This is a genomic window from Pantoea sp. B566 (genome assembly GCF_024793925.1).
Lineage (GTDB): Bacteria > Pseudomonadota > Gammaproteobacteria > Enterobacterales > Enterobacteriaceae > Pantoea > Pantoea ananatis.
This window is the reverse complement of the sequence record NZ_JANUQL010000003.1, coordinates 2020019-2037939: the sequence shown is the minus strand read 5'-3', so window position 1 is coordinate 2037939 and position 17921 is coordinate 2020019. Positions and strand designations below refer to the sequence as shown.

General features: G+C 53.2%; 17 protein-coding genes and 1 pseudogene. 10 read left to right on the top strand and 8 right to left on the bottom strand.

Annotated elements, in window-relative coordinates; all coding sequences use genetic code 11:
- Window positions 1-20: 20 nt before the first annotated feature.
- The 3 genes from NYE92_RS11155 to NYE92_RS11145 all read left to right on the top strand — a co-directional run bounded on the left by NYE92_RS11155 (window position 21) and on the right by NYE92_RS11145 (window position 1693).
- The gene (locus NYE92_RS11155) at window positions 21-485 is read left to right on the top strand and encodes a lipocalin-like domain-containing protein (RefSeq protein WP_210530842.1); all 465 of its coding nucleotides are present in this window, start codon (window positions 21-23) and stop codon (window positions 483-485) included.
- Window positions 486-1034: 549 nt separating this feature from the next.
- The gene (locus NYE92_RS11150; RefSeq protein WP_259018994.1) at window positions 1035-1319 is read left to right on the top strand and encodes a helix-turn-helix transcriptional regulator; all 285 of its coding nucleotides are present in this window, start codon (window positions 1035-1037) and stop codon (window positions 1317-1319) included.
- Between the two features lie 17 nt (window positions 1320-1336).
- Window positions 1337-1693 (top strand): hypothetical protein, encoded by a 357-nt coding sequence (locus NYE92_RS11145; RefSeq protein WP_210530844.1) that lies wholly within the window; start codon window positions 1337-1339, stop codon window positions 1691-1693.
- Between the two features lie 356 nt (window positions 1694-2049).
- On the opposite strand, the gene NYE92_RS11140 is transcribed toward NYE92_RS11145, so the two are convergent.
- Both NYE92_RS11140 and NYE92_RS11135 read right to left on the bottom strand, forming a co-directional pair.
- Window positions 2050-2220 (bottom strand): AraC family transcriptional regulator, encoded by a 171-nt coding sequence (locus NYE92_RS11140; RefSeq protein WP_246874780.1) that lies wholly within the window; start codon window positions 2218-2220, stop codon window positions 2050-2052.
- A gap of 213 nt (window positions 2221-2433) precedes the next feature.
- Window positions 2434-3216, bottom strand: a complete 783-nt coding sequence (locus NYE92_RS11135; protein ID WP_210530845.1) for a MipA/OmpV family protein — start codon at window positions 3214-3216, stop codon at window positions 2434-2436.
- A 123-nt stretch (window positions 3217-3339) separates the two neighbouring features.
- On the opposite strand from NYE92_RS11135, the gene NYE92_RS11130 reads away from it, so the two are divergent.
- Window positions 3340-3519, top strand: a complete 180-nt coding sequence (locus NYE92_RS11130; protein ID WP_210530846.1) for a hypothetical protein — start codon at window positions 3340-3342, stop codon at window positions 3517-3519.
- A gap of 257 nt (window positions 3520-3776) precedes the next feature.
- Here NYE92_RS11130 and NYE92_RS11125 read toward each other — a convergent pair whose 3' ends face one another.
- Window positions 3777-4268 carry a GNAT family N-acetyltransferase gene (locus NYE92_RS11125; RefSeq protein ID WP_210530837.1) on the bottom strand — a complete coding sequence of 164 codons (492 nt, stop codon included), beginning with the start codon at window positions 4266-4268 and terminating at the stop codon, window positions 3777-3779.
- Window positions 4269-4431: 163 nt separating this feature from the next.
- Between NYE92_RS11125 and arsC the strand changes: the two genes are divergently transcribed.
- The 5 genes from arsC to NYE92_RS11100 all read left to right on the top strand — a co-directional run bounded on the left by arsC (window position 4432) and on the right by NYE92_RS11100 (window position 10322).
- A complete protein-coding gene (gene arsC / locus NYE92_RS11120) occupies window positions 4432-4869 on the top strand; it encodes an arsenate reductase (glutaredoxin) (protein WP_259019502.1) in 438 nt (145 codons plus the stop codon).
- 444 nt (window positions 4870-5313) lie between these two features.
- Window positions 5314-6807 carry a cytosine permease gene (locus NYE92_RS11115; protein ID WP_259018992.1) on the top strand — a complete coding sequence of 498 codons (1494 nt, stop codon included), beginning with the start codon at window positions 5314-5316 and terminating at the stop codon, window positions 6805-6807.
- Window positions 6807-8513, top strand: a complete 1707-nt coding sequence (locus NYE92_RS11110; RefSeq protein ID WP_259018991.1) for a nitrilase-related carbon-nitrogen hydrolase — start codon at window positions 6807-6809, stop codon at window positions 8511-8513. Before NYE92_RS11115 ends, NYE92_RS11110 begins: the two co-directional genes overlap by 1 nt.
- Window positions 8514-8553: 40 nt before the next feature.
- Complete coding sequence (locus NYE92_RS11105) at window positions 8554-9714, top strand: transporter substrate-binding domain-containing protein (protein ID WP_259018990.1); 1161 nt, start codon at window positions 8554-8556, stop codon at window positions 9712-9714.
- On the top strand, window positions 9711-10322 hold the full coding sequence (locus tag NYE92_RS11100; protein ID WP_259018989.1) for an ANTAR domain-containing response regulator: 612 nt from the start codon (window positions 9711-9713) through the stop codon (window positions 10320-10322). Before NYE92_RS11105 ends, NYE92_RS11100 begins: the two co-directional genes overlap by 4 nt.
- A gap of 254 nt (window positions 10323-10576) precedes the next feature.
- On the opposite strand, the gene NYE92_RS11095 is transcribed toward NYE92_RS11100, so the two are convergent.
- The 5 genes from NYE92_RS11095 to NYE92_RS11075 all read right to left on the bottom strand — a co-directional run bounded on the left by NYE92_RS11095 (window position 10577) and on the right by NYE92_RS11075 (window position 17079).
- Window positions 10577-11293 carry a GNAT family N-acetyltransferase gene (locus NYE92_RS11095; protein WP_259018988.1) on the bottom strand — a complete coding sequence of 239 codons (717 nt, stop codon included), beginning with the start codon at window positions 11291-11293 and terminating at the stop codon, window positions 10577-10579.
- A 1805-nt stretch (window positions 11294-13098) separates the two neighbouring features.
- Window positions 13099-13299 (bottom strand): hypothetical protein, encoded by a 201-nt coding sequence (locus tag NYE92_RS11090; RefSeq protein ID WP_259018987.1) that lies wholly within the window; start codon window positions 13297-13299, stop codon window positions 13099-13101.
- Between the two features lie 113 nt (window positions 13300-13412).
- Window positions 13413-14639, bottom strand: a complete 1227-nt coding sequence (locus NYE92_RS11085; RefSeq protein WP_259018986.1) for an MFS transporter — start codon at window positions 14637-14639, stop codon at window positions 13413-13415.
- Between the two features lie 115 nt (window positions 14640-14754).
- Window positions 14755-15582: a universal stress protein gene (locus tag NYE92_RS11080; RefSeq protein ID WP_259018985.1), complete on the bottom strand. Its 828-nt coding sequence runs from the start codon at window positions 15580-15582 to the stop codon at window positions 14755-14757.
- An 18-nt stretch (window positions 15583-15600) separates the two neighbouring features.
- Entirely contained in the window at window positions 15601-17079 is a 1479-nt protein-coding gene (locus tag NYE92_RS11075) for a SulP family inorganic anion transporter (protein ID WP_259018984.1), read from the bottom strand.
- Window positions 17080-17630: 551 nt separating this feature from the next.
- On the opposite strand from NYE92_RS11075, the pseudogene NYE92_RS11070 reads away from it, so the two are divergent.
- Window positions 17631-17888 (top strand): annotated as a pseudogene (locus NYE92_RS11070) (transposase); the annotation flags it as partial.
- Window positions 17889-17921: the final 33 nt, after the last annotated feature.

The following is a 17921-nucleotide window of genomic DNA, read 5'->3' as shown; positions in this document are numbered from 1 at the left end:
CTGAAGAGGATAAATTGCATATGACTCAGATTCTTCGTGAACAGTTAACCGGGGCGTGGCGCCTCGTAAGCTACATTGAACAGCCACGGGACGGATCTCCGCAACGCCAACCCATGACCGACCGGCCTCAGGGATTAATCCTTTACACGCCAGATGGCTACATGTCGGCACAACTTTGTTCTCCTGACCGCCCCCGTTTCGCATCCGGAGACTGGTTCATCGCTTCTCCAGAAGAATTCGAGGCGGAAGCAACCACATATATCGCTTACAGCGGGCCATGGGAGCCTGGCAAACAGGACGGAACGATCATTCACGGCATGGATGTGTCGCTTTTCCCAAACTGGTGCGGCCAGCGACAGTTACGCAGGGCACGCATTGAAGGCGACCGTCTCTTTCTGTCTTCAGTCGAGCCAGTTCGCTCTGGCGGTGTCGAAATCGATGCCACGCTGGAATGGCAAAGGGTGACACCTTACAGCAAGGTATAACATTCGGCTCAAATCTCATCCACTGCCTGATCAAACTTTACAAAAAGGCAGTGGTAAGGGTTCTATCTACCGCAAGCAGTCAGTGGATAGACCGCCTTGCTTCAAGGAACATTGAATGTCACTGTCGAGGGCTGTAAGCCAAAGCCGCCTCATTATCATCCTGGCAATGCTTGCGGCATTCGCCCCGCTTGCCACCAGGATCGGGACGCTCTTAGCTCGCGCGTAGGCAGAGCCGTCTTCGGTTACCTGGAGAGTGTCGCCTGAGGGTTTACCGATCCTGTCTCCAGCGCTGGTTAGCGAAGAATGTTTTTGCTGATATACCGCATCATTCTGGAATCGTTTTCCACCGGCTTGGCGACAATGCCTAACGTCCCCGTCAGGCCTGGCATCTCTGCCTGTGTGTAGTTGTTCCTCATAGCAGGTACGGCCTCGTCCGAAATCCTGGCGATGCTTGCTGCCGTTCTGAATATCACCCCAGGGAGAATCACTGCTTGAATCTTCTGGACAGACTGTTATTCTGTCTATCTATAGAATAACAGGGTGAGTGATGTGCATAGTGACTTAGAGGATGTATCACGGTTTTTTCGTGCATTAGCTGATGAAGGTCGTCTTCAGTTGCTGATGTTGCTGGAGAATGGAGAAAAAAGTGTTACTGAACTCACAGAGCTGTCTGGCGAGAAGATGGTAAATGTTTCTGCGCGGCTGAGAGAATTACTCTATCACCGTCTGGTGATGCGCCGGCGTGAGGGCAGAAAGATGATTTACAGTCTCGCAGACAACCATGTCGCCGATATTATTCGCAACGCATGTGAACACATTAACGAAGATCATTAACCGTCCGGGAGTAATTTATGTCTACCTGCAATGAAAAACATCATGCGCATCATGAGCATCAACATGGTGCAGGATGCGGTCACACAGCAATTCAACATGGCGATCACGTAGATTATCTGCATGACGGGCATCTCCACCATCCACATGGTGACCATGTAGATGAGCACGTGTTACCCGTGAATGCCACTAACCCGGATTTATGTACGCCAGACCACCATTGCAGCGGTCATGAGCCAGGCCATGTGCATGGACCGGACTGCGGACATGAAGCTGTGCCTCATGGCGACCATATCGATTATCTGGTCGATGGTCATCTTCACCATCCACACGGGAATCATTGTGACAATCACGGCCCGGTCACTATTGTGAAGTAATAATATTATAGCTCGTATTACACAGCCTGTTATTGATGTGATGACAGGCTGCCTGTATCCCTGGAATAAAAGCAAACCTCAGCGTTCATAATTTCCACCTGGCACAAATCGGACAGGCTGACAGAGAGAGGTTCGCTATGGGCATGAAGCAGACGTGCCTGGTTCGTATCTGGGAAATGAACAACACGAACAATCTATGTTAAATAAGGTGTACAGTTACGTATCCCGTCGGTCTATTTAGGCCCCTCCTGAATTGATCTTATGCTCCCCTTTCCGTAACGCGTAAAAGAGTCAGTTCAGATTCTCAGCCGATTAACCTGGCAGAGCGATTTTTAAACAGATGTTAGCTTAAGGCGTTAATTCTCCCTGCATTCAGCCCCATGGACCTGCCGCCATGCACCTGGGGAGATGCCAGAATGACAAGTGAACGCCCGTGTAAACGTCTGCTGAGATTCAAAGTGATACTTTTCGGAGATAACAGCGATTTTTTCATCAGTAAAGACAAGCAAAAACGCCGCTGACCTCATTTTTCAGTTCTGATGATTACGCCAATACTTTTTCCGGTGTGCTTCCTGAAATATCGGTTCAGATACCATTTTGTGTAGCCTGATTTTCTGGCCACATCATCAACGGTAGTCTGCCTGTCACTGTGACTCTTTATCCAGATAAGCCGCGCGTTGATAAGATATTCGTCAGCCATATCGCCCTCTTGGTACTGAACCAACACTTCGTAAATTCCCTTAAAATGTATAAGTCACAGCCACTACGCCCATCGCCTGGTCACGACGAAACACAGCCGGGCTCTCAGCGGCATGGTCTCCCAGCCAGGTATAACCAGCAGTAATGGCGCTGCCCCAGTGTTCATTAAACTGATGCCCCCAGGTTACGGTTGATGCTATTCCATAAAATCCACCTGACGCCTGATAACGCGCATAGCCACTGCGCTGGCTCTGATACTCACTTACGCCGTACCAGGTGTTCATATAACGGGCATCGCCAAAAAGCGCTGCGGTCTGCAGGGCAACAGTGTCAGTTTTGTCCTGCACCGGCAGGAACGTCAGTGAGGTCTGGTAGTTAACGCCCTGGCTGTCGCTCAGAGGCAGGGTCGCCTTGCCCTCTATGACAAACCAGGGCGTGACGGACCATCCCAGTGCCAGAGCCGTATTGACGGAGGCCTTGATGTTGCCCATCCCTTTCAGCCTGTCAGAGCCATCCCGCCAGTCCGAATCACGGTCCGCCCGGCCCAGCCCCCAGCCAAGCGTGTGTTCCAGATAAATACCGTTATTGCTCTGGAGGTCATAGCCGAGGCCTTTCTGGGAGTCGAAAAAGAAAGCCCCCTTTCGTGCCTGCACGACCGGTACGGGCTGCAGGCGCATTTTGTCAGAGCCACTGTAACGGGGCGCATACTGGCCCCCGATGCCAACAGTTACGCCATCCTGTACGGCGCTGTCATCAGCCTGAACATATGAACTGAAAAGCAGAGGCAGTCCGGCCATATACAGTGAACTCATTTTATTTATCATCTTTGCATCCCTCGGTAGCAGAAAGCATACCTATCACGCAGGCTGTAGTTTCAGGACGTCCAGCATCGCAGCGGATTGTCAATAAACAGCCTGGGTTTTATGAAGAAACGGTTAAGGTGAGCAATGCTATTGAAAAAGATTCTGATGATTGAAGACGACAGAGACGCTGGCGTAGCGCTTGAGGCATATCTCCACAGAGAAAGCTTCATTCTGAACATTGCCGGTGACCGTCAGGGAGGACTCGCCCTGCTTCACGGGCTGGGAAACAGTCTTGGACATTATACTGCCGGGAAGATTGCCTGATTACAGGATCCATACTTTCGGAAAATTTCCGTTGATGAAACAGCTTAAAAGCTTGGCGTACCTGCGTTCCCAGTTAGAAGTTTTTGCCCGTTATTTTTGATTAGCGGCACATTGTCATAATGTACCAACGTCTGCTTCTGGCACAGAGCGGACAGGATGACTGAGCTTGAGGTCCGCTATGAGCGAAAAGTGGACGTCAAAATGATAGCGATAGGGATGTTCTGCCACATTAAACATAGCAACCCGGCGGCGAACCACTATCGATTTATTCCGTTCTTTCCTGGCGCCATTTTAGGAAGCTCTTTAAACATAAAAACACTCAACGGATCTGCTTCATACGGCGGAAATGCATCACATATCTCGTAACCGCATCTGCGATACAGTGCTATCGCTGGTTGCTGGTGAATCCCTGTTTCAAGCCGTAATAAGGGCAAATTTTGTTCCGAAGCAATCATCTCGATTGTACTGACTATCTGCTCTCCCAGCTTTCTGCCCCGGTATTCCGGTCGAATATAAACCCGCTTGATCTCAGCTGAGCCATCTTTCAGAAAGAGTAAAGCACCACAACCTGACGGAATCCCCCCTTCATCACGCACAATGATGCAACGGAGCTGCTCGTCACTTACTGTTGAAAGGTCAAGGCAGTGATTACTTTCTGCAGGATACAATTCGCTCAGAAAGGCATCGAGCTCGCTGACCAGCAAGGCCAGATCAGAATCACTTTTATCTACTTCTGAAATGCTAAACATTCGATACCCTCGATTAATTTTTAGCTAGTGAACCTAACATAATGTTTCATCAGTGACGGCGTCCAATATTTAACATAGAAGTTCGTTTGCAACGTTCGCTTCTGGCACAAGGTGGACAGTCGGCGCTCAAAGTCCGCTATGAGCGAGAAGCGGACTTCAAATGATGGGCACAGGGAAGCTCTGCCACATTAAACATAACAACCCTTGTGGAACCTCGCGTAACACCCTGGCGCCTATACGTAATAGCGGCGCAGAACCATCAGTGATTTTGTATCTTGAAACGCCGCCAGCGCGCGACGAACTGAAAAAGCTGATTGCGGATATGGGGATCAGCGTGCGCGACCTGCTGCGCAAGAATACGGAACCTTATGAGCAGTTGGGGCTGGCAGAGGACCGGTTCAGCGATGATGAACTGCTGAATGCTATGCTGGATCATCCTATCCTCATTAACCGTCCGGTGGTCGTAACGCCTCTTGGTACAAAACTCTGTCGTCCGTCAGAAGCGGTTCTGGACCTCCTGCCGGACCCGCAGCAGGGGGCTTTTACCAAAGAAGAGGGTGAGAAGGTCATTGACGAGCTCAGGAACCGAGTTAATCACTGAACCTGACGCGTCATTTCTGCCCTGCAATGTTTTGTTTGCGCGGTCTGGTGATATTGCTGGCGGCATTCTGGATGAACCAGCAGGGATCAGGCCAGTATCCATCGAATAAGCAATTGCGTTGCAATGACAGTTGCCTCAAGTCTCATCGTGCGTTAATCAAGACGGGTCATAAAAAACGCTCAGCTCATATGTATCACCGTGGTGCGTGCTGCACTGACATCATGCACTCTACTCCCGCCACCGGGCCTGTATAGCGCCTTCCTCCGTTTACTTAACAGTTGGCGCATTAATTGCTTTCTAACTGTTACCGCATCCTGCCGTACAGGAACAGGCACTGTAGCCTGGCAAGCGGCTTGTGGCGAGCAGCCACTCCACTACATTGATTTCAGGCGAAGAAGCCCTACCGGCAATGCTGTCGGCGGGGCTTTTTTTTGGAGTAAATCTATGAATAAGTTAAAAGCATGGTTTCAGGGGCCGCAGGATATTACCGAAGCAGAGGCCGTTGAGGATTACGCGGTAAGCCGTGTACCATCGCACTATCGCTGGCCCATCCCGGCTATTATTCTGGTGTTGCTGGGCAACTCTACCGCGATGTTCTGGTTCAGCCTTGGCGCGGACATGAGCTACCAGGTCGGTTGGCCAATGTTGCTGCTTCCGATTGGTTATATGGTGTTGTTCGCCACCCTGATTGGCTCGTGCATTATGAAGATGGCGAGTAAAGAGGGGCTCTCACTTAATCTGATGACGCGCGGGCTGGGTTTTGGCTATATGGGCTCAGCCTTCACCTCGCTGATTTACGCCGTCAACTTCATCTTCTATTTTCTGTTTGAAGGCACCATTGTTTCTCACGCCATCGCCAACTATGCGGGCGTGCCGGTCAACTCCATTACCGGTATCGCCATCTTTGCGCTGATGGGGCTGGCCGCCATCTGGTTTGTCTGGAAAGGCATGTCATCAATGCAATTTCTGCAAACCTGGGGTGTTCCCATTTTCATTGCGCTGTTTGGCTTTTGTATCTGGCAATTAACACACCACTATCAGGCGGTCAGTTTCAGCGGCTGGCAACCCAAAGGGGAAGTCGACAGTCATGCATTGTGGCTGGTCATGAACATGGCCAACGGGCAAATTGTTTTTCAGGGATTGATGGCCACCGATTATGGTCGTTTTGCCCGTCCGGGGATCACGCATAAAGGCACCGCAACGATCATGCTGGGGATGCTGCTCCCGATTGTCGTGGTCATGCTGTTTGGCGCATTTATGGCTTATACCCTGATGCCACATATTCAGGGCGAAGATGTCTGGTCGCTGGCGCTGGATCCGGGCTTTGTCTTCCCGCTGGTTATTGGTCTGACAGGTGTGTTATTTGCGGTGATTACCCAGATTCGCATTAACGTGCTCAATCTTTACTCTGGTTCGATTGCCCTGTCGAACACCATGGATATGGCCTTTAACTATCGTCCGGGACGTCAGTGGTGGATGTTGCTGGTCTGGTTGCTAGGCGTGGTGTTCTATATCTGCAACATTTTGCAGTACACCGGCACTTTCCTGTCTATTACCGGCATTCTCACCAACACCTGGGTATTTATTATCCTTGCAGATTACTTTATCTGTCGCAAAGTGCTGCACCTTGCGCCTTCCGATTTCGTGGAATTTCGCAAAGAGTATCTGCGTATGTGGAATCCGTCAGGCGTCATTGCGTTGTGCGTCGCGGTGGCGACAGGGGCGGCAGGCGTGCTGGGTCTGTATCCCATGGTGTACGCCTCGTTTATTGCCATGCTGGTTGGTCCTGTGCTGCATGTGGCTATCAGCATGGCGACCCGCGGCAGCTATTACTTCAAAACCTTCCCGGAGGATATGCAAACTCGCTGGAAACCCGCCGATGCTTACCAGGGGCCGAAACCGGTTTTTAATCCGTTACTGAGCAAGGAGGCAGAATAATGGGCATCAATGTTGCCACCATCCAGTTTGAACCCACACAGTTCAGAAAAGAGGAAAACGTTGCTCGCCTACTGGCATTAGCAACCCAGGCCGCGCGTGATGGCGCGCGCTTAATTGTGATGCCGGAAATGGCCACCACCGGCTACTGCTGGCTGGATCGCGCGGAAGTCGCCCCCTATGTAGAAACGGCGGACGGCCCTACCAGCCAGGCATTTGCTGCGATTGCGCGTGAGTTTAACTGCTTTTTGGTCTTTGGCATGCCGGAGCGAGACAGGGTAACTGATCTCTACTTTAACAGCGCTATTCTTGTCGGGCCGCAGGGCGTGATTGGCGTGCACCGTAAAACGCACCCCTATATTTCGGAACCGAAATGGGCGGCTAACGGTGATGGCGGACATCAGGTCTTTCACACTGAGATCGGCAATATCGCGCTATTGATCTGTATGGATATTCACTTTATTGAAACCGCCAGGCTGGCCGCGCTGGCGGGCGCGCAGATTATCTGCCACATCAGTAACTGGCTGGCTGAACGTACGCCCGCGCCTTACTGGCTCACCCGTGCCTGGGAGAACGGCTGTGCGCTGATTGAAAGTAACCGCTGGGGATGGGAGCGAGGCGTACAGTTCAGCGGCGGCAGTTGCATTGTGGATAGTCTGGGGAATGTGCTGGCCAGTTGTGACAGTGGCGATCGGATACTCAGCGTTGAGTTACCCCTTCCTGAGAAAAATCCGCAGCTAAATAAGCGGCGGCCTGAGCTCTATCAGCGTTTGATGACCAACACTTACCACTGGAATCCAATGGACTTTTTTGGCTTATATGGGCGTGATCCCCTGCCCGACGGCAAAGTATCCCGTATCGCGGTGGCGCAGTTTCGCCCGCAAAACGAGGTGAATGCCAATCTGGCACAGATTCGGCACTGGGCCGAACAGGCGAAATCAGATGGCGTGGAACTGCTGGTCCTGCCGGAGCGCGCGCTGACCGGTAGTGACGGTAGCCGCTTTGCACTGACGCGGGAGGATGCGCCTGTACAGGCGCTGATCGCGCTGGCGATAGAACTGAATATCGCGCTGCTCGCAGGGTTCGCCGAGCGGGAAGGCGAGCGGTGCTATAACAGCGCGGTGCTGGTGAGCAGTGAAGGGGTCAACGCGCACTATCGCCAGATTCATTTGAGCGAACAGGATCGGCACTGGGCCTGCGCAGGCAATCAGTGGGTGACATGCGATCTGCCCTGCGGACGCGTTGGTATTTTGCTGGGTGAAGATCTGCTGGTGCCGGAAGCCGCCCGGATTCTGGCGCTGGAAGGCTGCGACATCATTGCCTGCCCGGCGCAGCTTTATTCCCCTGTGCCAATGGCGCACGCGGGCACGGCGATACCGCATGTCTGGCCGATTCCGCGCGGCGCCGATCCTCACCACTGGCTGCTGCCGCGCGTCCGTGCGGGGGAGAATAATGTCTGGCTGGCTTTTGCCAACTGGCCCGCTGCGGAAGGCGAAAGCTTTGGCCTGAGTGGGATATTTGGTCCGGAAACCTTTTCTTTTCCGCGTAAGGAAGCGAAAGCGATCGGTGCGAAAGGGCTGGCGGTGCTGGCTATCTCTACGGGTTCAGCCGGAACCCCTTATCCCGGCCATGTGGTAAGGCGTAAAGACCTGGTGCTGATGCGTCAGCCGCATTACTACACTGCGCTGATTGCTCAGCCACCACGATGAGCCACAGACGCGGCCTGCGGGCCGCGTTGATTCAGGAGCTATGATGACTGCCACTCAACCGCTGCCTAAACGCGTTATTCCGGTCGGTATTCTCTATTCAGTTTCAGGCGATTATGCGGTTATCGGGCGCGAGATGCTCAACGGCATTCTGCTGGCGATTGAGGAGATAAACGCCAATCCTGCCCATCAATTTACCCTTGCGCCCGTGATCCGCGATCCGCAGGGATCGCTGGACCTCTATTACGACTATTGCCACGACTTACTCTATCGCCATGGTGTGCGTCATGTGATTGGCTGCTATACGTCTGCAGCGCGGAAGACCATTCTTCCGTTGATCGAAGGCGCCAACGCGCTACTGTGGCACTCTGCACGCTATGAGGGCTTTGAGAGCAGTAATAGCGTGATTTACCTTGGTGCCTCCCCCAACCAGCACATTCTGCCGATGCTCAGTTGGCTGTTACAGCAGCAGGCGGCGGAGATCTATCACATCGGTTCTAACTATGTCTGGTCATGGGAGATGGATCGCATCACCCGTGAAGCTGTGATCCCTGCGGGCGGCAGCGTGCTGCAGAGTAAATTACTGCCCATGGGTGACGAAAATGTGGAGACGTTAATCGCGGATATTATCGCCTGCCGCCCGACAGTCCTCCTCAATACCATGGTCGGCAAAAGTGCCTACAGTTTTTACCGCGCCTGGCACCAGGCCTGCCAGCAGCAACCGTGGTTAAACGAGGTGCTGAAGCTCAGTCTGACGCTGTGTGAACCGGAAGTTCAGTTAATTGGCGCAGAGGCGTTAGAGGGATACCTGGTTTCTGCAAGCTGGTTTCAGTCGATTGACAGCGCCGCCAACCGGCGCTTTCTGAGCAGCTATCATCAGCGCTTTGGGGAGCATGTTTCGCCGTCAGTGGACAGCGAGAGTGCCTGGCTGGCCGGACATTTGCTGGCGAGAGCCATTGCGCGCCACGGTAACGGGGATGTTGAAGGTGTGCGCAATGCGGTATTGCAGGATGAAATGGATTCGCCAGCCGGGCGGATCCGCCTCGACGCCGACAACAATCACTGCTGGTTGACCCCGCATCTGGCACGATGCCACAACGGCAGGCTGGAGAGTTTCTGGCAGGCAGATGCCGCTGTGAAACCCGATCCCTGGCTGGCCAGGGTGGATCTTGCGAGCCTCATGCCGCGCGGAGGTGGCGCATGAGCCGAAAAAACGTACAGTTACGCGGATTAAAAGTGTGTGTGATCGGCTGTTCCGACCGCGATAACCATCATCTGGCACAGCAGTTCAGCCGCATAGGGATTGAGGGCCTGTTCTGTGCCATGTTTCCGGACGAGCATCAACTTGCCGATCGGCAGTTACTGGTGTTCGACGGCGATAACTCAACCCTGTTTCACCCCACAAACCCGCTCCCCTGGCCCGCGTTACCTAAGATTGCGCTTACCGCCGTTGAAACGCCCTCGCGCTTACAGTGGATTGCCGAACAGAAGATCGACAGCTACATGCGTAAACCGGTGCGCTTTGATGGCGTGATGACCGCGTTTACCCTGGCGCTTAACAATGCCGCGCATATCAACCAGCTCGACGCGCAACTCCGGCGGCAGGAGGAGCGACTTCGGGCACGTAAGTTTCTGTTTTCCGCACAGCTGCGGGTTATGAATGCGCTCAGTCTGGACGAGGACGATGCCTATAGCCTGCTGCGCCGCGCCTCAATGGCACAACACATGACCATTGAAAATCTCAGTTGTGCGTTGCTGAACGATACCGAGGCCTGGCTCAACCGCTTAAAATCACTGCTGGCAGAACTGTAAGTATCGGTGTAATGCAATGAAGGATATCAATGTATATGTAGCTCTCTCACTATTGACCTGCTCCCGATTGATTAACGGTGGGATGTTTGCCATGTCCGCTTCTGGCACAAAGCGGACTGGCGTCAGGCCAATGTCCGCTATGAGCGAGAAGCGGACACAACGTTCAGACAGTATATGGTGTGTCTGTCAGCTTCGAAATGTAGACATACTTTGCGTAATCGGTATGAATTGAGCATGAGATTGCTTAGCTACCGCTAGCAATCCTGCTGCTGACCGTTCAGGAAGAATGTTTCAAGCCTGCGCTTTTGCACACCGTTCTGATGGAAGTTTTGCGGCGAAAGCCACCCCAACAAGGCTTTTTCAATAACCGGCCATTCTGTGTCAATGACTGAGAGCCAGTCGGTGTCTCGATTGCGTTGCTTGCGGGTCATGGCCTGACGAAATCGCCCTTCAAAAGTAAATCCTATTCTTTCAGCGGCGTTTCTTGATGCCCTATTGAGCGAGTCACATCTCCATGCAACTCGCCTGTAACCCAGGTTGAAAGCATTTCTAAGTAGAATAAAGAGAGCATCCGTTCCCATGCTGGTTTTCTGCATTAGCGTCGACCAGGTAACATGCCCTATTTCCAGCACCCCGTTTACTGGATCAATATTGCTGTAGCAGACCACTCCGACCGGACGGTTATTTTTTATGTCTGTCACGACCCATGCAACCAGGCTGAGATCGTTGATTTTACTGGTAATCCAAAGCATCATGTCCTGCAAACCGACGGGCTTTTCTGCGCCGAGCCAGGTCCAGTCCCTGTCATCTCTGGCCAGCGAATATGCCTGAAACAATGCCTCGCAATGACTAATTTCCAGAGGCAAAAGGTTACAGTGCAGGCCGCTTAACTGACTCCGGGGAGGAAAGCAAAGAGGCTGCCAGTCTGGAAGAGGGAAACCTACAGGCTGACTATATTTATTGATATTCAAGTTGTATTACCTGTTATGCCTGGAAGCGAGTCTGGGATGGTTAAATTGATAGTACTGGTTGCAGTAAATGGTAGATGCCATTATGGCTAAAATATCAGCCGTCCTGCTGAGTGATTTTTGCGTACAGCGCGCCTGATAGCAACACCGACATCCGTATTAATTCAAAGCATCCACGTCGGGTTTTGGCACAAAGCGGACTTGGCTGGAGATTCAAGGAGTTTGCGGAAAAAGATGGGGCTGATTCGGATCCTCTGTATTGAGATACGTAACATATAAAGTTTCGGATAAGCGAGACGATAACTGTCTCTGTAACGCGCACTAACTTCTGAGAAAAAGTTGTACTAGTTACTTTATGCTGGCGGCTTTACCAAGCCGCCAGCTATTTTTTATGTGGCTTTTGTACAGCCAGGAGCATCATTACCTCGCTGCCTTCTCGGCACAATGACAAAACCCGGAATTCCCCTCAGGCCCGTCACAGCTCATCGCATCAGTGTGTTCCGGATAAACGGATCTGACTTAACCTCGTGCCCCTTGGTCCTTCCGGCTTTTCCTGAACAGATATACCTCAGGTGACAGAAGATAAGACAAACAGTTTATTACGCGCGGATATGTCTATGCCGCAATGATCGTTTCGAGCGAGGAGCGGACATTACCTTGATATTAATAAAAATTTTGCCCTGATGAACTCTTTAAAAAGCAGGGTCAAAAATGCTGCTGGCGCAAAATCTCATCTGGGAAAGCCGGAGCTTAACATTGTTTACCGAACAGGCCGGACGGCGCGGGTGCAGAACAACGCCCTGAGGGAAGGTGTAACGCCCCGCCCGGCGCTAAACACAATATAAATTTCAGCGTAACAGCCACAATCGTTGTGTGAGGACCGTTGCATGGCGCGTTTCAGCAAATCGCAGGAACTGGCGTAATCAGACCAACCGGGCGACGGCCTGTTCAACGTGGTTGCTGGCGGTATTGAAGCACCGCAGGGGAACCGGAGCGTTTTGTCCTGGTGTCGGCGTGTCCGGCTCCCCCGCATCCACTATAAAAACTATCGGCAACTGACGTTAATTCTGCAATAAATAAAGGAAATAAACATTTCCTTTACCCGGGTTAATCCGGGAAGTCGTTTTAGACCTCAGACGGATGAGTTGCACGGCAAAGCAAAGCACATCTTTTAATATCCGCTAAAGGCACAAACACAAAATACGTCTCAGGATAAAAACATAATGGCTCAGCGGTGTGCATTGCGCGATTAAACCAGCACCTGAGACAGAAGGATACTGCAGGGGGATAGACACAAAACCGTGCAGTTAAATCAGACCAAAGCGATTATAATTTATATGGTTACATAGCATGTTTTAGCTGTGCTTTTCCTCTGATGCGAGACTACACTGAGAGCGTGTACAAAAAGACACCAACGCAACAAGACAGCACTTCTTGTCCGTTACAACGGACTTTTACCCCCAGGAAAAAAGAAGGTTTACATGTTCAGGAGCGAACCAGAAAAAGTGAATATTGTGACTGGCGAAGCAATCATGGCGCTGATTCGTAATGACACTGACGTCAGTAATGAAATGATATCGAAACAACTGAATCAGATGCTGCAAGCTGAGACTGACGAGTCCCGTCGCAGAACAATCAGACAGGCAGTCGAACAGTTTGACCGGCTTTTCGGGAGGGCAGTATATTCCCCGGATGGCTCAGTTATGACAAGGCAACCTTGCGGGCCCTCATCACAAAAAAACGTCGTCACAAAAGAAAGCTCCGGTATTAAAACAATCGGGCTGACATACACAGCACCCTGCCCTAGGTCAGTGTAACCGGTGTTTCAACATCTGCAGTGCCCTCAGGCAGGCAGCTTTTACGTACCAGTCGTCGGTATCACTGCTGAGCTTATTCAGTGCATTTATCAGGTCTTCTTTACTGACTTTGGGCGAGTTAAGTAAAATATGGCGGGTGATACTGCCAATCAACTCAAGCGCGTTTTCGTTGGTGTCCTCAATGGAACCCATGAAATCTCCACAAAACGATGTGTTTACAGTTTACCATTTCAGCGAGACGACTCCTGGGCCATAACGGCAGGCCGTCTCGCTCAACAGTATTTTCATACGGGGCGCTTTCTGAATCAGTCAGCCGTCCCGTTCTCATGCCTGATGAGGCTCTGTTTTGCCGTTTTAATCCGGCTTGCTGTCAGACTGGCTGCAATGATGAATATCAGACACATCAACGCCTGCGACCGCACAGAGACATGATGGTCAATCAGGACGCCCATGATGACCGGTGAGGCACCGCTGGCGATAACCGTACCGGCCTCAACAGCCGAACGCACCTTTGCCAGCAGGGCCGGCCCAAAGAGCTGGACCCACAGCGCGGTGGCCAGCGTGGAGGAAATGGCCGACGAGATACCGGTCATGATGAGGTAGAACGGCGTCACCCACAGGCCGTTGCTGAACCACAGTGCAAACATTCCAGCCCCCTGCGGCATCAGGAACCAGGGCAGCAGCCTGCGTGGCGTCAGTCTGTCAATCAGCGGGCCGAATGACAGCAGCGAGACTGCCTGCGTCAGGGCGTAGGCGATAAACCATGCGGCAACCCATGACAGTGCCCACCCCTTTTCTTCTGCGAGGCGCGCCTGGTGAAAGAAGAAGCCGGTGGTAATAAAGGGTGATGCAAGCACCACCGGCAGGGCCAGCAGCAGGTTACGGTTTTTCCATATGGAGGGGGCTCGGACTTTTCTGTCTCCCCACTTTCTGAACGTACGGAGTGGTTTTTCGGCGCGGCGTGGCAGGCAGGATATCGCCAGCGCAACGCCCACGATGAGTATCACCGCGTTGATGAGCCAGGCCGTGCGCCATCCAGTAAGGTGGCCGACCCGCACGGCCGCCAGAGGAAAAAACGCCTGCGCCAGCGACAGGCCCAGTGCGATGGCGCCCAGCGCTTTGCCCGCGTCCAGTGGAAACTGCCGGGCAGTCGCGGTCAGGGCGGTGTGAACCATCAGCCCCTGCCCACCCAGCCTGAGCAGGTAAAAGCCGGCGCAGAGCATCCATGTAGTCTGAGCACCTGAAACCAGAAAGCAGGCCACCGTCAGCAGAAAGGTGACGGCCAGCGTAAACTTCCGTGTGGTGGTGTAATCAATCAGCCGGCCGGCCCACGTCAGGGTGAGGGCACTCATCACCGTACCGGCTGCATAAAGGCCGCCAAGCGCACCGTCGCTGAGCCCGAAAGCCTGCCGCCAGTCCTGTCCGTAAAGCGACACAAAGTAAGTCTGTCCAAAACTCGACATGGCCATCAGTATGGCGCCAAAGCCGAGATGGCTGCCGTGCTGATGTATAAAGCGAAACAACTGACGCATGATATTCCCTGAGCACGGTTTACGAAGGTACCGTGCTAAGCCGTTGCTACGAAGCCTCTATCCGGGTTCCGTAGCATAATGATTAAAGCGGCCCGCGGTCGCAGGCCAGTGTGGTTTAACGCAGCATCAGTAAGGGCTGACGACTCTCAGCCAGCATGGTAGAAGTGTTGCTTCCGATGAAGAACTGACGAAGCCGCGTGTGTGCCCATGCTCCCATCACGATGAAATCAATTTCATTCTCTTCCGCGTAAAGACCTAAGGCATGCGGGACAGAATCGTCTTTGAGTAACCGGGCTTCTGCAGGGATACCCGCCGTTTCAAGAATCAACCGGGCATCAAGAAGCGAAGCCTCGTCGCCGTTAACCATCACGACATGGCAGGTCAGGTCTCGCAGCAGCGGACTCAGAGTCAGTCTGGTCAGATTTTTGCGACTTGCCTCACTGCCGTCCCAGGCAAAGAGCACCCGCGAGGGCGCAGTAAACGTTTCCGGCACCACCAGAACGGGTTGTTTCTGCAGGCGGATGACGCTTTCCAGGTGACTGCCTACCTGGTGTTCAGATCCACGACGGCCCATCACCATCAGCCTGACATCGTCCAGCTCCGTCAGGATTTCATCCAGAACACCGTGCATCTGCAGCTGGCGCACCGCTGAATGACCTGCAAGCGCCAGCCGCCCGGCGCACCCTGAAAGGATGACATTTCCCTGTGCCCTGAGGAGCCGGTTGCGTTCGCCCTCGACCCGGACCAGTTCTTCGGTCAGCAGCTCTTTGCTGTCAATGCCGATGATGCCGCTCAGGTCAGAGACGGCCGGATGGCCGTCTTTTTCCACAACGTGCAGCAGAGTCAGCGGTGCCGAGAGGCCGGCAGCAGCCCAGGCTGCATAGTCGCAGACCGCCCCGGTTGATGGTGAGCCATCCACGCATCCAATAACGTTATTTTTCATCACTGTTGCTCCTTTCGGTTAGTGTCCGCCCATGAGTTTTTCCACTTCTTCCGGCTTGTCATGCACGCCAAACCGGTCGACGATCGTGCAGGTGGCATCATTCATGCCGCGTATTTCCACCGCAGAGCCTTCGCGCCGGAATTTAATCACGGCTTTATCCAGCGCGCTGACGGAGGTTATGTCCCAGAAGTGAGCGTGGGTGACATCAATAACCACGCGCTCAGTAGCTTCGCGGAAGTCAAAACAGTTCATGAAACGACTCGCTGAGGCGAAAAAGACCTGCCCGGTTACGGTGTAGGTCCGGACACCGTCCTCAAGGACTGATTCGACCGTCATAAATCTCGCCACTTTGGTGGCAAAATTTAATGAGGCAATCAGCACGCCGGTCAGCACGCCAAACGCCAGGTTGTCGGTCGCCACCACCATGACCACCGTTGCCAGCATCACCACGCTGGTCGAAAGCGGATGGCGACGCAGATCCGTAATGGAGCGCCAGGAGAAGGTGCCGATCGATACCATAATCATCACCGCAACCAGGGCCGCCATGGGAATCTGTGATACCCAGCTGCGCAGAAAGATGATCAGACACAGCAGCACCACACCGGCAGTGAGGGTGGAAAGTCGCCCGCGGCCGCCGGATTTTACGTTAATCACGGACTGACCAATCATGGCGCAGCCCGCCATGCCACCGATAAACGCCGTGCAGACGTTAGCGATACCCTGCGCTTTGCACTCACGGTTTTTGTCGCTGGGTGTATCCGTCATATCATCGACGATGGTCGCGGTCATCATTGACTCCAGCAGCCCCACCACGGCGAGGCCGGCAGAGTAAGGCAGGATAATCAGCAGCGTATCCAGGTTCAGCGGAATGTCCGGAATAAGGAACACCGGCAGGCTGTCGGGCAGTTTGCCCATATCACCCACGGTGCGCACGTCCAGATGCAGATACATGGAGATGGCCGTCAGCACCACGATACAGACCAGCGGCGAGGGGAGGGTTTTATTGAGATACGGAAAAAGGTAGATGATGGCGAGGCCTGCGGCGGTTAACGCATAGACATGCCAGGTGACGTTGGTCAGTTCAGGCAACTGCGCCATGAATATCAGGATGGCGAGCGCGTTAACGAAGCCCGTCACAACCGAGCGCGAAACGAAGCGCATGAGAGTGCCCAGCTCCAGGTAACCGGCGATAATTTGCAGCAGGCCGGTAAGCACTGTTGCCGCCAGCAGATACTGCAGGCCGTGGTCTTTGACCAGAGTGATCATCAGCAGCGCCATGGCGCCGGTTGCCGAGGATATCATGGCCGGGCGTCCGCCAAAGATGGCCATCACCACGGGAATGCAGAACGCCGAGTAGAGGCCGACTTGTGGGTCGACTCCGGCAATGATGGAAAAAGCGATCGCTTCGGGAATCAGCGCGAGCGCGACAACAATACCGGCAAGGACGTCACCACGGACGTTACCGAGCCAGTCCTTACGCGTCGAGGACAGCAGCATAATAATTTCTCAGATTTTGAATACAGTCAGCCCGTGAGGGCAAAAATTTCAGGTGCGAAAAAGCACATCCGCAGACGGGATGTTTAAGGATGCGCGACTGAGATTACTCAGTGCGACGGGGAGGGTTACGACTCAGGGTGGCGTAAGACGCATGATTTTTAAAATTCTCCTTTACGGCAACAGGTCACCTTCAGGACTGAAATAAGCCAGCTGGAACGCATGGTGTGTGCCGGCAACGAAACCAGCTCTTATCAGAGCTGGTGCTTAACTATAAACGAATAAGCGATGAGATCAACGTTTCTGCATGAAGGCTGTAATACCCCCGGATATCAGAACCGGCCTGTCCGGACTTATCAGCTGCGAGCGATGGCTGCCACCGTGAAAGGGACATTTTCACGCTTCATCGCCAGGATGCCTTACAGGACGTGCCCACAGGATGAGGATTCTCAGTGGCAGTTTATATCTGATTGACCCTGCCCCAAGATCCTGCTCCGTTCAGAAACAGAATTCCGGCATGATTAATACTTCCCCCTGGCGGAGGTTGAGCCGATGAAAAGTCACGATTCACTGAAGAACAGATTGCCTTTGCCCTCAGGCAGGCTGAACCGGGTACATCAGTACCGGAGGTCTGTCGCAGGCTGGGTATCTCCGATGCCACATTCTGTACATGGCGAAGGAAGTACGGCGGGATTTCTCCATCTGAACTGAAGGACATGCGACAGCCTGAGGAAGAGAATCTCAGGCTGATGAAGCGGGTTGCCGATCTGAGCCCCGACAAGGCCATGATGCAGGATATGCTGCCAAAAAAGAACTGACTGTGGCGCCACTGCGCGAATGGGTCC